A 14,365-nucleotide genomic window follows, 5' to 3' on the forward strand; every position below is an offset into this window, starting at 1 on the left:
CTAAGTAAGGGGTGACACTCTCAAACGGGAAAGTGGAGGGGTAGACATGGACATAGAGACACCATTTCTGAAAGACAAGTTTCACGATATATTCGGTCGCTACGGGGCGACACGGCTGTTCACACGGGACGGTTCAACGTTTAATGAATTGGAAGCGTTCTCAAAAGCGGACGGTGTCGTCGTCACCCGCTCACGGCGGGACGGCATCTTCCGGCTCTACGACGAGGAGGCCCGCGACATCCGGCTGTTCCGCGTCTCGGACTTGAACGAGGCCCGCACGAACGACTTCGACGGAGTGTTCGAGATGCTTCTATGGCGGTTGAAGCAACAGGACGCGCTACCGTTCGGGGCCGATCTATACGTCGTCGGATCGTACATAGACGACCATTGGCAATTTGATTTGGAATTGATCGCATACACACTCACCCGGCTCGGGGACCAACCGATGCCAGACCACTTGATTCGGGAGCTTTGCCTCAAGCTGGTCGCATAACATTCAAAGGAGAATGAACATGAAGAAAACGACAATTGCACTCGCATCATCGGTACTCGTCTTGTCATCACTGCTCGCTGCTTGCGGCGGCAAGGAAGAGGCGGCCGCGACGACGGAAGACGGCAAGCCGGTCATCAACTGGTGGGGCTGGGCGCCACAACCAGAAGTCGGGGAAGCCATGGCCAAGGCGTTCAACGAGTCGCAAGACGACTACGTCGTCAAGTTCAAACGTCTCGAGGACTATGAACAACAGCTCCAAGTCGCCATGCTTGGCGGTGACGGCCCAGATGTCATCGGGCTTAAAGAACCGATGATCCCGCAATACAAGGACCGTCTCGTCCCGGCGAAAGACTATATGGACAAAGCGGCCGGCGCGGGCTGGAAAGAGAAGTTGATCGAGCTCGGCGTCGAACAGACGACGGTCGACGGCGAACAGATGGCGGTACCGGTCGGATTCACAGGCCAGGCGTACCTCATGTACAACAAGACGATGCTCGACAAATACGGCGTGACACCGCCGAAGACGTATGACGAGACGATTGCGGCGATCGACAAGATCAACGCCTCGGGCGACAAGGTCATCCCGATGCAGCTCGGCGCGAAAGACGCCTGGGTCGGCACCGACGTCTTCAACGTCTTGAGCCATCAGGTCGCACCAGGGTACATCCAAAAAGTACTTGAGGGCGAAGCGAAGTGGACGGACAAAGAGATGGTCGAGACGGCCGAATTGTGGCAACAACTGTTCGAAGACAAAGTGTTCCAAGAAGGGGCGCTCGGTCTCGCGACATACATGGACGGCATGAACAACTTCTTCGACAAGAAGGCGGCGATGTGGGTCATCGGCTCATGGGAAGCCCACTCAATGACGACGGTCGAGAAACGTGACAAGTGGAACAACTTCGAAGACGAGATCGGTTTCGTCCCGCTCCCGAACCTCGCGGGCGGCACAGAACAACCGGTCATCGCCTCAATCGACATGGCGCTCGGCGTCAACAAAGAGTCGAAACAACAAGACGGCGCTGCCGCCTTCATCGCCTACATGACGCAAGGCGAAGGCCAAGCGCTCTACATGGAGAAGTTCGAGATGGCTCCGGCCGTCAAAGATATCGAAGTCGCGTACGAGGACAAGTTCACGTCTGACGTGGAACGCGAGTCGTACAAAATCTTGAACGAGACGGTGAAGAACGCCGTCGCGGGCCGCGGCATCCGTGACCCGAAAGTATACGACACGCTCGGCAAAGAACTTCAAAACATCGCCGGCGGTCAAGACGCGAAGGAAGCGCTCGCGCGCATCCAAGCCATCGCCGATCAAGGTAAATAATCGAACGAGCGCCAGTAGCCAGCCTGACTGGCGCTCGATTTTTTGATAGGAAAGTGAGGGAACCTTATGCAACACGCAACCGAGTTACCGGAAGAACAGCCGAAGCTGTCGGCGGTCCCGCCGAAACGGCCGGATTCGACGAAGAAGAAAGAACGGCTGAAAAAGAACTTGATCGGCTGGGCGTTCGTCGCCCCGACCGTCCTGTTCGTCATCGCCTTCATCTATTACGGCATCTTCTATAACGCCTATCACTCGCTGTTCTCGTGGGACGGCATCTCATTCGAGAAGACGTACATCGGCTTTGAGAACTTCGGCCGCATGTTCAGTGACCCGGAATTTTATAACGCGCTCAAGAACACGGGCATCTTCACCGTCTTGACCGTGACGATTCAAGCCGGTCTCGGGCTCGTCTTGGCGTACCTGCTCCACACGAAAGGCGTCGGCCGCACGTTCTTCAAGTCGGTGTTCTTCTTCCCGGTCGTGTTGAGCCCGGTCGTCCTCGGTGCCGCGTTCTCGCAAATCTTCGACTTCCAGTTCGGCTATATTAACGAATTCCTCCGGATGGTCGGTCTCGGTGCATTCGAACAGAACTGGCTCGGCGACCAGGACGTCGCCTTATACGCCATCATCTTGATCAACATCTTCCAATGGACGGGTTCGTCGATGATCATGTACTACATGGCGATGCTCGCCATTGAGCGTGAAGTGTTCGAGGCGGCCAATATCGACGGTGCCGGCTTCTGGCGCACGCTCTGGAGCGTCGTGTTCCCGAACTTGAAAGGGACGACGTTCACGCTGACGATCCTCGGGGTCATCGGCGGACTGAAGACGTTCGATATCGTCTGGATCTCGACGCAAGGCGGACCGGGTAACTCGACCGAGGTCATCTCGACGTACCTGTTCCGTAAATCGATGTTGCACCAAGAGGTCGGTTACGCCAGTGCCGTCGCCATCATCTTGCTCATCATCGCGCTCAGCATCACGTACTTCCAGACACGCGTACAGAAGAAAATGGACTGAGGAGGGATACCCATGGAAATCCAAACGAAAAAAGGAAGATGGCTCACCAATCTCGGCTTGTCGCTCATGGCGGTCATTTGGTTGTTCCCAATCTTCGTCATGTTCAAAGAGAGTTTACGGGTCAACGGCTTCAGTAATTATATCGCGACGTTACAGAACCCGAACTTCCCTCAGTTTGTCTTCAACAGTTTCATCGTCGCGTTCTTTATGATTCTCATCTCGATCTCGTTTCTCGCCTTCGCGGCGTTCGGCTTCTCGAAGCTCGAGTTCGCGGGGAAACGGTTACTCTTCAACCTCGTCTTGGCCGGGCTCATGTTGCCGGTCGCGTCGCTCATCGTCCCGCTCTTCTTCACGCTGCGCAACCTTGACGGCTTGAACAGCTACTGGGGATTGATCGGCGCCGAGGTGGCGTTCTTCCTCCCGTTCGGTCTGATGCTCATCAAGAGCTACTTCGACGAGCTGCCGAACGAACTGATGGAAGCGGCCCATATCGACGGGGCGACCACGTTCCAAATCTTCTATAAGATCATGATGCCGCTCGCCAAGCCGGCGCTCGCGACGGCGACGATTTATGCGTTCCTCAACTCGTGGAACGAGTACCTGATGGTCCTCACGTTCATGACGGACCCGGCCTATCAGACGGTGACGATGGCTCCGACGTTCTTCACGGAAGCGCTCGGTGGTGATCCAGGTAAACTATACGCCTCGCTCGTGTTGATCAGCTTGCCGACGATGGTGTTCTATATCTTCTTCCAACGCTTCTTACAGAAAGGCATGACTTCGGGAGCGGTCAAATAATCGATTGAGGTGAATCAAATGTATGTAGGTGTAGATTATTATCCAGAACAGACGGACCGCGCCCTATGGGACGAGGACGTCCGCTTGATGAAAGAGCTTGGTGTCAACGTGATTCGCATGGCGGAGTTCGCGTGGACGATGATGGAGCCGGCCGACGGCGAGTTCGATTTCTCGTTTTGGGACGAGGTCGTCGATACGTTCGGCAAGGACTTCGACGTCATCCTAGGCACGCCGACGGCGACGCCACCGGCCTGGTTGATCGAGAAATATCCGGACATCTTGCCGGTGACGGCGGACGGGGTCCGCATCAGTTTCGGTGCCCGCCGCCACTATACGGTCAACAGCCCGGTATACCGCGAGTATTGCGAGCGCATCACGCGGAAGATGGCGGAGCGTTATGGGAAACACCCGGCCGTCATCGGTTGGCAGACCGACAACGAGTACGGCCACGAGAAATCGGACCGCTCGTACGGAGACGTCGACCAAGTCGCGTTCCAAGCCTGGCTACAAGACCGCTATGAGACGCTCGACGCGTTGAACGCGGCCTGGGGGACCGTCTTCTGGAGCCATACATACTCGGCATGGAGTCAGATTCCGGTCCCTCGTACCGTGTTCCAAGAGCACAACCCCTCGCTCCTCGTCGACTTCGACCGCTTCTGCTCGGACGCGTACCGTTCGTTCAACAAGCTCCAAGTCGACACGCTCCGGCCGCTTATCCATGACGACGCGTTCATCACACATAACCTTGTCTATAGCGACATGGCGATCAACCAGCAACAGATGGCCCAAGACCTCGATTACGTTTCGTTCGACAACTACCCGGTCTGGGGCGGGTTGCCGGAGCCGAACCGTTTCGAGAAGACGGCACATGACCATGACTTATGCCGCTCATCGAAACAAGGTAAAGGCTTCTGGGTGATGGAGCAGCTCAGTGGTGCGCAAGGCTGGAGCCGGATCGGCTACTTGCCGCGACCGGGCCACATCCGTCTGTGGACGCATCAGGCCGTCGCCCGCGGAGCCGAAGCAATCGTCTATTTCCGTTTCCGGGCCGCCCATTTCGGGACCGAGGAGTTCTGCCACGGCATCATCGACCACGACGGCAAGCCGAAACGGAAGTTCGATGAAGTGCAAGGCGTCATGAAAGAGCTCTCGACGCATGGCGATCTAATCAACGCGGCTGAATATAAGGCCGACGTCGCCGTCTACTTCGACCAAGAGAACCTATGGGCGTGGACGCATCAGCCGCACTCGGACGCGTTCAACTTCAAGCAAGAGTTCGTCCGCTTCTACGGGGCGGCCGTCCGCCAAGGCGTCAACACGGACATCGTCTTCCCAGGCGACGCGCTCGACAAGTACAAACTCGTCGTCGTGCCGCTCTATTTCCTCGGAAATGACACGTTCGATGCGTCACTCATCGACTATATCGAGAACGGGGGCCACGTCATCTTCACATACCGGACGGGCGTCAAAGACCCGATCAACCGCTGTCACTTCGACACGCTCCCGGGCAAGTTCGCGAAATACGCCGGCATCGAGATTGACGAGTATGAGAGCTTACAGGCGGTGCAGTCGAACCAAGTCAAACTCGGCGACTATGTGTCCGAGGCGAACATCTGGTGCGACTTGATCACTCCTAAGGGTGCCGACGTGCTCGCGACGTATGAGCAGGCGTTCTATAAAGGGACGGCCGCCGTCACACGCCACACGTACAAGGGCGACGTGACGTATATCGGCTCATCGGTCGACGATGCGATGCTCGATGTGATTTACAACGAGGCGCTCACACGCGCCGGCATCGACGCCGACCGTCTCCCGGACGACGTCGAGAAAGTCGACCGCCACGGCGATGGGTACGTCATCCGCTTCTATATGAACCATTCAACGGACGTGACGTCGACGGTCGACGTGTCAGGCGACTGGCAGACGCTCGACGGGGAAGCAGTATTAAGCAAGCTCGAGCTCAAGCCGCTCGACGTCGTCATCTTGAAGCAGGAGGTGGAGGCATGATTTACCGCATCGAAAACCGCTTCGTGATTGAAGGGACAAACCTCGCCTACGTGTTCGACGTCGACGCCCGCGGACGACTCGTCCATCAATATCTCGGTGGCCGGCTCCTTGAGTTGGATTATGCCGAGCTGCCGGACGCACGCATTTTGCATTCGTCATTTGAGACACCAGAAGGCGTCGCCGCGTACGAATTCGCCTCGTTCGGTGACCTCGTCTATACGGAACCGACGTTGAAGAGTCATACGGAGCGTGAACGGCTGCATGCCTTCACGTTCCAGGAGGCATGCATCGATGGCGACACGCTCGAGATCGACTTGGTCGACTCGATTCAACAGTTGACCGTGACGCTCCACTTCACTGTGTATGCGGCGTATGACATCATCGAACGCAAGATGACGCTCAAAGCAGGGGAGACCGTGACGCTCGAGGGCGCACAGTCGTTCAGCCTCGGGTTGACGGAACGGAAGCTTCGCCTCAGTCATTTCTCAGGGGCGTGGACGAGCGAGTTCCAGCTCCAGCAAGGCGAGTTGCTACCAGGTAAGAAGACGATTGAGAGTCGCCGCGGCTTGACGAGCCACCAAAGCAATCCGTGGTTCGCGCTCGACCAATCGGCGACGGAAGAAAACGGCGAGGTCATCTACGGCTTCCTCGGTCACTCTGGTAACTGGGCCATCCACTTCGAACGCGATCAGTTCGGCTTCACGCAAGTGACAGGCGGACTCAACCCGTTCGACTTCGCGAAGAAACTTGAAGCGGGTGAATCGTTCACAACACCGACCGGCTATATCGGTTACACGCAACAGGGCTTTGGCGGCATGAGCCGGAACGCGCACGATTTCGAGCGCGACGTCATCATGCCGGAACGGACGCGCGAGACGCTCCGCCCTGTCCTGTATAACTCATGGGAGGCGACGTATTTCGACGTCAGCGAGGACGGCCAGAAACGGCTCGTCGATGAGGCGGCCGCGATCGGCTGCGAGCTGTTCGTCGTCGACGACGGCTGGTTCGGCGAACGGAACTCGGATGCGGCTGGTCTCGGGGATTGGCACGTCAACACGACGAAGTTCCCGAACGGGCTCGAGCCGCTCATCCGTTACGTCGAGGACAAAGGCCTCCAGTTCGGCCTCTGGGTCGAACCGGAGATGGTCAACCCGGATTCTGATTTGTATCGGGCGCATCCCGATTGGGTTTACCAGACGGGCGGACGCCCATCGACGACGTCGCGCAATCAGTTCGTGTTGAACTTGGCGCTCCCTGAAGTCGAGGCGCACGTGACCGGTCTGTTGGACGAGCTGCTGTCGAAGCATGCGATCCGCTATATCAAATGGGACATGAACCGGGCCTTCTCGGAGCCGGACAGCCCACAGTTGCGCGACGCGAAAGAGCTGTGGCTCCGCCATACGGAAGCCGTCTATCGCATCCTCGACACGCTCCGGGCGAAACACCCGGACGTCGCCTTCGAGTCATGTGCCGGCGGTGGGGGACGGATCGACCTCGGTGTGCTCACCCGTGTCGAACAAGTGTGGACGAGCGACAATACCGACGCGCTCGACCGGCTCGAGATTCAGGAAGGCTTCTCGTACGCCTATAACGCCAAGATGATGAGCTGCTGGGTGACGGACGCACCGAACTGGTTGAACGGCCGCTCGCTCCCGCTCAGTTATCGGTTCGTCAGCGCGATGCAAGGCACGCTCGGCATCGGCGGCAACCTGCTCGAATGGAGCAAGGACGAGCTTGTTGAGGCGGCACAATGGATTAAGACATACAAGTCGATCCGCCCGCTCGTTCAGCACGGTACGAGCTATCGCCTCGCCTCGCTCAAGACGGACGGGGTACATGCGATGGGCTATACGGACGGTGAGGATTATGTCGTCCTCGTCAACGCCGACCGTCGTCATTACGGCAAGAACCGATTGCGCGTCAAACTCGCCGGGCTCGACCCGGAGCGCGTCTACGTTTACGACGACCGACGCGTGAGCGGACGCTATTTGATGGAACAAGGCCTCACACTCACACAACAACAGGACTATGACGCGTATTGCCTGGTCATCCGCCCGGCATGAGCAAAGAAAGGGATGGAGTCGTATGCTTTCAATTGATTCAGCACACCTGAACGAACAGTTCGAGACCGTGTTCTCGGCAATCCCCGAGCGAAGCTTCTTCGCACCGGGCCGCATCAACTTGATCGGCGAACACACCGATTACAACGGAGGACACGTCTTCCCATGTGCCATCACGTTCGGCACGTACGGGCTCGTCCGGAAACGTGAGGATGAACTGATCCGCGTCTACTCGCTCAACTTCGAGGACGTCGGCATCATCTCGTTCCCGCTGACGGACGGAACGTATGACGCGCAGCATGACTGGGCGAACTACGTCAAAGGCGTCGTCGCGCTCCTGCGCGCGGACGGGCACGCGGTCGGAGGATTCGATTTCCTTCTCGCCGGCAATATCCCGAACGGTGCCGGCTTGTCATCGTCGGCCTCGCTCGAACTCGTGACGGCGCTCATGATCAATGAGGTATACGGACTCGGTCTCGAACGGATTGCCCTCGTCCATCTCGGACAGCGCGTCGAGAACGACTTCATCGGCGTCAACAGTGGCATCATGGACCAGTTCGCAATCGGCATGGGAAAAGCGGACCACGCCATCCTGCTCGACTGTGACACGCTCCATCACGACTACGCACCAATCAAGCTCGACGGTTATGACATTTTGATTATGAACACGAACAAACGCCGTGAACTCGCCGACTCGAAATATAACGAACGCCGCACCGAGTGCGATACGGCACTTGGCCTGTTGCAACAGCATTTCGACGTCGCCTCGCTCGGTCAACTGTCGGTCGAGACGTTCGAGACGGTGGCGGACGAGCTCCCGGAGACGCTCCGGAAGCGGGCACGTCATGCCATCTCGGAGAACGAACGGACGAAGCTTGCCTTCAACGCGCTAGAGGACGGACGGCTCGACGCGTTCGGTCAACTGATGAACGACTCGCACGCGTCACTAAAATCTGACTACGAAGTGACGGGCCGCGAGCTCGACACGCTCGTCGCCGCGACGCAAAGTTGTGACGGCGTCATCGGCAGCCGGATGACAGGCGCCGGCTTCGGTGGTTGCGCCATCGCCATCGTCGACAAGACGGCTACGGAAGCGGTCATGCAGACCGTGTCGACCGTGTATGAAGCAGAGATCGGCTATGCGCCGACATTTTATATCGCGTCCGTCGGGGACGGCGCGCGTGAACTCGTAGAGGAGGAAGTGAAATGAGTGTACTCGTCGTCGGAGGGGCCGGTTACATCGGCTCCCATGCAGTCCGTGCCTTGCTTGCGCGCGGGGAAGACGTCATCGTGATCGACAACCTTCAGACCGGCCATATCGAGTCGGTGCCGAAACAAGTCCGTTTCTATGACGGGGATATTCGCGACCGTGCCTTCATGGATCGGACGTTCGCGAACGAGTCGATCACTGAGGTGCTCCATTTCGCGGCCAACTCGCTCGTCGGCGAGTCGATGGATGAGCCGTTGAAGTATTACGACAACAACGTCTTCGGGACACAAGTGTTGCTCGAGACGATGCGCAAACACGGCGTGACCCGAATCGTCTTCTCCTCGACGGCCGCGACATATGGCGACCAAGCCGAGATGCCAATCCGCGAGACGGCCGCGACGAACCCGACGAACACGTACGGGGCGACGAAGCTCGCGATGGAGACGATGATGAAGTGGTGCGACCGCGCCTTCGGCATCCGTTTCGTCGCGCTCCGTTACTTCAACGTCGCCGGTGCCGACCCGACCGGTGAAATCGGGGAGGACCATATGCCGGAGACACATCTGATCCCGCTCGTGCTCGAAGTGGCGAACGGGAAGCGTGACGCGATCACCGTGTTCGGTGACGACTACCAAACGCCGGACGGGACATGTATCCGCGATTACATCCACGTGCAAGACCTCGTCGACGCCCACGTGCGCGCGCTCGACTATTTGAAACAGGGCGGCGCGAGCGACGTGTTCAATCTCGGAACGGAGACGGGGCTATCGGTGCTCGAAATCATTGAAGCGGCCCGCCGCGTGACGGGACATGCCATCCCGGTGCAGATGGGTGTACGCCGTGCCGGCGACCCGGCGATGCTGATCGCGTCACCGGACAAGGCGAAACAAGTACTCGGCTGGGTGCCGGAACGGTCGACAGTCGATGGCATTTTGGCCGACGCTTGGAACTGGCACAAGCATCATCCAGAAGGCTATAAACATGTCGAAGGGGTGAGACGATGATCGAATCTACGATTGAAGCGCTCGTCGAGGCAGCGATTCGGGAGGAACTAATCACGGAACAAGACCGCATCTATTCGCGGAACCGTGTCCTCGCCCGAATCAATCAGCTTGATTTCACGAAACCGACGTTCGTCCCACACGACTCGATCCCGAATCTGCTCGAGACATTGACAGAACACGCGGTCGAACGCGGGCTCGTCGACGACTTGCTCGAAGAGAAGGACCGATTCATGGCCGAGGTCATGGACGTGTTCGTCTCGAAACCGTCCGAGGTGACGCGCACGTTCAACGCGCTTCGAACTGCCGATGTTGAAGCGGCGACGGATTTCTTCTATAAGATGAGTCAGGCGTCGAACTATATCCAGACGAAACGGATCGCCAACAACATCACGTACAAGGCACCGACCCGCTACGGCACGCTCGATATCACGATCAACCTGTCGAAGCCGGAGAAGGACCCGCGCGAGATTGCACGGGCTCGCCTGCAACCGACGCCGGAGACGAACTATCCGAAAGGGTTGCTCGCGATTGAAAACGAAGGCTACGGCGGTCACTTAAAACATCCGGCCCGGGCCAATCACCGCATCATCCCGCTCACACTCGGCGGACAGGCGTGGTCGTTCCAATATTCGCCATACCTCTACTACAACGAGCACTCGATTTTGTTATCGAATGAAGTGCGGGACATGGTCATCGACCGGGGTGCGTTCGAGCGTCTGCTCGACTTCGTGTCACAGTTCCCGCATTACTTCGCTGGGTCAAACGCGGACTTGCCGATTGTTGGTGGATCGATTTTGACGCACGACCATTACCAGGCCGGCCGCTACCGGTTTGCGATGGATGATGCCAAGGTCGTCTCGACGTATCGCTCGGACCGTTACGATCAAGTCGAAATCGAGACGCTCTATTGGCCGCTCTCGGTCGTCCGGCTCCGTTCACGCCAGAAAGAGCAGCTCGTCATGTTGGCGAATCAGTTGCTCGGTCACTGGCGCGAGTATGCCGACGGTGATATCGTCCCGTATTCAGGTGACACCCGTCACAATACGGTGACACCGATCGCGCGCCGCCGCGACGGACGTTATGAGCTCGACCTCGTCCTTCGCAACAACCGGACGAGCGATGAGCATCCGGACGGCATCTTCCATCCGCACGCCGACGTCCACCACATCAAACGTGAGAATATCGGTTTGATTGAAGTGATGGGGCTCGCCGTGTTGCCGGCCCGATTGAAGACCGAACTCGAACAAGTCGTCCGCTATGTGGCCGGCGAAGATGTCGCCGTCGCGGACATGCACCGTGCGTGGGCGGACGAGTTGAAGACGAAAGAAGGCGACGCGAAGACGATTGTCGATCAGGCCGTCGTCGACAAGTTCGTCAAAGGGCTCGAGGACGCGGGCGTATTCAAACAGACGCCGGAAGGACAGGAGCGTTTTACCGCGTTCATGGCTTCGTTTCTCAGCCACGTCGATAAAGTGGAGTACGGGGCGACGACTACGGGAATGAACAGGTAAACTAGTTGAAGTAGGTGAGCCAGTTGAGAGAAGCAACGATTGAAAACAAGAACGGCATGCGCTTGTCTGCCATTTCGTACGGATGTGCCATGACCGAGTTGACGGCGCCGGACCGTGACGGCAATATGGACTCCGTGATTTTGAAATATGACAGTCCCGAGCAATATCTCGAGAACCCGGTCTATCTCGGTTCCGTCGTCGGACGGATCGCCGGACGGATCCGCAATGCGGAGATTGATGGTGTGGCCTTGACCCCAAGCGAGGCCCCGCATCATATCCACGGCGGAGACGACGGCATCACATCCCGACATTGGGACATGGACGTCGAGGGGCAGGCGATTACGTTTACTTATCTAAGTCCGGACGGGGAAGAAGGGTACCCCGGCAATGTCACGTTCAAGGTCGTCTATGAGTTGACGGACGAGAACGAGCTCGTCGTCACGATGACGGCCCAGACGGACGAACGGACGTGGGTCAACTTGAACCATCACAACTATTTCAATCTCGGTGGACGGCCGACGATTCACGATCACGTGTTAACCTTACCAGCTGATCATGTCGCGAAGCTCGACGAGGAGTCGTTGCCGACGGGCGAATTGCTTGAGGTGGAGGCGACACCGTTCGATTTCAGGAACGGGAAGCCAGTCAGTGAGGCGATTACGTCTGAGGACGAGGCAATTGTGAAAGCCGGAGGCCTCGATCATCCGTTCATCTTGAAAGATGGGACGACGCGATTGCATGACCCGGTGAGCGGACGCGTCATGGACGTCGAGACGAATCAACCGGTCATGGTCGTCTATACGGCCAACTTCCTCAGTGAAGAGACACCGGTGACGCTCGAGGGTCGACAGAAGCATAGCGCCATCTGTCTCGAAGCTCAAGCACTGCCGGACGCACCAAATCATCCAGACATCGCCACATCGATTGAACTGAAGCCAGGAGAGTTGTATCACTCGCGGACGGTTTATCGGTTTGGGGTGGAGTGAAGAAATATGGACCTCACTGTGTAATCATGCACAGTGGGGTCTTCCCTATTTATTCAAGAAACACAAAAGCCTATGAAAAATTATGCTATGCTTTTGGTGGAAAAATGCCAAAGGTGGAATGGACCATGACGGAACGACAACGTAAACTTTTAGATTTGCTAAAGCATAAGGATTGGATGTCGACGAAAGATATCGCCTGGTCACTCAAATGTTCGGAACGGACGGTACGGACCGAGTTACGGCTCCTCGAACAGCTACCAGGGGTCATGATTGAGACGAGCCGTGGGAAAGGTGTCCGGTTAATCGAGAATCGACATGTCGATATACCAGAAACAGAAGATCGTGACTCTCGCATCAAACATGAACTCGTTCAACTATTATTTGATGAATTGGACTCATTCCAAACTGCGGAACGAACGTTTTATGTGAGTGAGGCGACCGTCAAGCAGGACATGGATGAAGTAGAACGACTTCTCACTGGGCACGGCCTGACATTCAATCGACGAACGTTTCGCGTAGAAGGCGAAGAGCTGGTGAAGCGGGAGCTGTTGACACAACAACTTGTCCATGCTCGATTCAATTGGGCCCACAGTCAAGATGTCCAACTCATTGAGGCCTTCCTGCTCCAATGGGAACATCGCGTCGGGAAGCAATACGCCGATTCGGCAGCGGAATTGCTTCAGGCCCGGTTGCTCGTCACACTAAAACGTGTGCGACGACGCAGTTACGTTGACTTGTCACCGATTGGTTATGAGATGGCAGAAGCAACGAATGGTTATTCGTTGTTATGTGAACTTGTGGAATACATCGAACGAGGACTTGGATTATCCATCCCGGCTGTCGAACGTGCTTACATGATGCTTGCCCTCGCCGGCGCCCAAGAGTTCATCCCGTCAGAAGATCGGGTGACGACAGAACTCGCACGGACAACGAATCGATTCGCCCTCGCTGTAATCGGTACGATTTATGGAGGAGTCTTGCAACGTGAGTTATTCCAATCACTACTCGCTCATGTCCGACCGATGGTATATCGGCAACTGATTAAAGCGCATGTCGACAATCCGCTTTTGGATCAAATCAAACGTCGGTTTACAGCAACGTATGCAGCAGTGTTACGTCATGCTTCGATTTTAGAGGAAGAGCTAGACTTATATGTGACCGAGGCAGAAGTCGGCTTTTTGACCCTCCATTTCCAAACGATGCTTGAAGAACGACGCCGCGTCGAGAAGAAACGAATCTTACTCGTCTGTACGTACGGTATGGGGACGAGCAAGCTGATTGCGGCACGACTCAAGAATCATTTCCACGATACTGTTGAAATTGTTGGATTTTCATCGTCACGCGATGTCGACAATCAAGTTGCCATTCACGCTCCTGATCTGATTTTGTCGACCGTTAACTTGAAGCAAGACCTTGTTCCGGTACACGTCGTCTCGGCCGTTCTGACTGAGCAAGACGTGGCCCATTTAAGACAAACGTTCGGACTCGGTGGCGTCTCGCATGCCACAATCGCCTCACTCATCGAGCATATTGTGTTTGTTGATAGTGTGCTTTCACGTGGTCATGCGCTCAGTTTATTGATGGAGCAAGTCAATATCGATCCGACCTATGCAGAAACCGTTTATGCGAGGGAACGAACCGGGCCGACTTCGATTGGACAAAGCGTTGCCATTCCACATGGCAATCCTGAGCATGCGACGACGAACCGAATCGATGTCCTCGTTTCAAATGAGCCGATTGAGTGGGGACAAGAAAAGATTCAACTCGTGTTTCTCCTACAATTCCGAGACTCGGACGCGACGTTCTCGAGTCACTTGTTTGAAGAGATTGCGGCGCTTACAGAAAATCCGACCCTCGTCCGAAAACTCATCGGGACGAAAGACGATACGGCGTTCCGTAAATTGTTGTTGCCGTAGGCAACGGCAAAACGTCATCTGAAACCCCTTTCAGATTCA

Annotated in this window: 11 protein-coding genes; all 11 read left to right on the forward strand. The window is 56.5% G+C overall.

Annotation, left to right across the window (positions count from 1 at the left end; genetic code table 11):
* Nucleotides 1-46 precede the first annotated feature (46 nt).
* The 11 genes from M467_RS21800 (at nucleotide 47) to M467_RS21850 (ending at nucleotide 14,326) form a co-directional block, all read left to right on the forward strand.
* A complete protein-coding gene (locus M467_RS21800; RefSeq protein ID WP_021066289.1) occupies nucleotides 47-493 on the forward strand; it encodes a hypothetical protein in 447 nt (148 codons plus the stop codon).
* A gap of 19 nt (nucleotides 494-512) precedes the next feature.
* Complete coding sequence (locus M467_RS21805) at nucleotides 513-1,814, forward strand: ABC transporter substrate-binding protein (protein WP_021066290.1); 1,302 nt, start codon at nucleotides 513-515, stop codon at nucleotides 1,812-1,814.
* Nucleotides 1,815-1,880: 66 nt separating this feature from the next.
* Nucleotides 1,881-2,834, forward strand: a complete 954-nt coding sequence (locus tag M467_RS21810) for a carbohydrate ABC transporter permease (protein ID WP_021066291.1) — start codon at nucleotides 1,881-1,883, stop codon at nucleotides 2,832-2,834.
* A gap of 12 nt (nucleotides 2,835-2,846) precedes the next feature.
* The gene (locus M467_RS21815) at nucleotides 2,847-3,632 is read left to right on the forward strand and encodes a carbohydrate ABC transporter permease (RefSeq protein WP_021066292.1); all 786 of its coding nucleotides are present in this window, start codon (nucleotides 2,847-2,849) and stop codon (nucleotides 3,630-3,632) included.
* 18 nt (nucleotides 3,633-3,650) lie between these two features.
* Nucleotides 3,651-5,639, forward strand: coding sequence for a beta-galactosidase (locus tag M467_RS21820; protein ID WP_021066293.1), 1,989 nt, complete (start codon nucleotides 3,651-3,653; stop codon nucleotides 5,637-5,639).
* On the forward strand, nucleotides 5,636-7,702 hold the full coding sequence (locus M467_RS21825; protein WP_021066294.1) for an alpha-galactosidase: 2,067 nt from the start codon (nucleotides 5,636-5,638) through the stop codon (nucleotides 7,700-7,702). The genes M467_RS21820 and M467_RS21825 overlap by 4 nt, the downstream gene beginning before the upstream one ends.
* A 31-nt stretch (nucleotides 7,703-7,733) precedes the next feature.
* The gene (locus M467_RS21830) at nucleotides 7,734-8,909 is read left to right on the forward strand and encodes a galactokinase (protein WP_031200040.1); all 1,176 of its coding nucleotides are present in this window, start codon (nucleotides 7,734-7,736) and stop codon (nucleotides 8,907-8,909) included.
* Nucleotides 8,906-9,913 (forward strand): UDP-glucose 4-epimerase GalE, encoded by a 1,008-nt coding sequence (gene galE / locus M467_RS21835; protein WP_021066296.1) that lies wholly within the window; start codon nucleotides 8,906-8,908, stop codon nucleotides 9,911-9,913. The genes M467_RS21830 and galE overlap by 4 nt, the downstream gene beginning before the upstream one ends.
* A complete protein-coding gene (locus tag M467_RS21840; protein ID WP_021066297.1) occupies nucleotides 9,910-11,424 on the forward strand; it encodes a UDP-glucose--hexose-1-phosphate uridylyltransferase in 1,515 nt (504 codons plus the stop codon). The genes galE and M467_RS21840 overlap by 4 nt, the downstream gene beginning before the upstream one ends.
* A 14-nt stretch (nucleotides 11,425-11,438) precedes the next feature.
* Entirely contained in the window at nucleotides 11,439-12,410 is a 972-nt protein-coding gene (locus tag M467_RS21845; RefSeq protein WP_235045167.1) for an aldose epimerase family protein, read from the forward strand.
* Between the two features lie 125 nt (nucleotides 12,411-12,535).
* Nucleotides 12,536-14,326 (forward strand): BglG family transcription antiterminator, encoded by a 1,791-nt coding sequence (locus M467_RS21850; RefSeq protein WP_021066299.1) that lies wholly within the window; start codon nucleotides 12,536-12,538, stop codon nucleotides 14,324-14,326.
* The last annotated feature ends 39 nt before the right edge of the window (nucleotides 14,327-14,365 follow it).

This window comes from Exiguobacterium chiriqhucha RW-2 (assembly GCF_000416965.1).
Lineage (GTDB): Bacteria > Bacillota > Bacilli > Exiguobacteriales > Exiguobacteriaceae > Exiguobacterium > Exiguobacterium chiriqhucha.

Bases quoted from the DNA above. Each gene is read 5' to 3' on its own strand.
- M467_RS21800 (WP_021066289.1), top strand. From the start codon at position 47: ATGGACATAGAGACACCATTTCTGAAAGACAAGTTTCACGATATATTC.
- M467_RS21815 (WP_021066292.1), top strand. From the start codon at position 2,847: ATGGAAATCCAAACGAAAAAAGGAAGATGGCTCACCAATCTCGGCTTG.
- M467_RS21825 (WP_021066294.1), top strand. From the start codon at position 5,636: ATGATTTACCGCATCGAAAACCGCTTCGTGATTGAAGGGACAAACCTC.
- M467_RS21820 (WP_021066293.1), top strand. From the start codon at position 3,651: ATGTATGTAGGTGTAGATTATTATCCAGAACAGACGGACCGCGCCCTA.
- galE (WP_021066296.1), top strand. From the start codon at position 8,906: ATGAGTGTACTCGTCGTCGGAGGGGCCGGTTACATCGGCTCCCATGCA.
- M467_RS21810 (WP_021066291.1), top strand. From the start codon at position 1,881: ATGCAACACGCAACCGAGTTACCGGAAGAACAGCCGAAGCTGTCGGCG.
- M467_RS21805 (WP_021066290.1), top strand. From the start codon at position 513: ATGAAGAAAACGACAATTGCACTCGCATCATCGGTACTCGTCTTGTCA.
- M467_RS21840 (WP_021066297.1), top strand. From the start codon at position 9,910: ATGATCGAATCTACGATTGAAGCGCTCGTCGAGGCAGCGATTCGGGAG.
- M467_RS21850 (WP_021066299.1), top strand. From the start codon at position 12,536: ATGACGGAACGACAACGTAAACTTTTAGATTTGCTAAAGCATAAGGAT.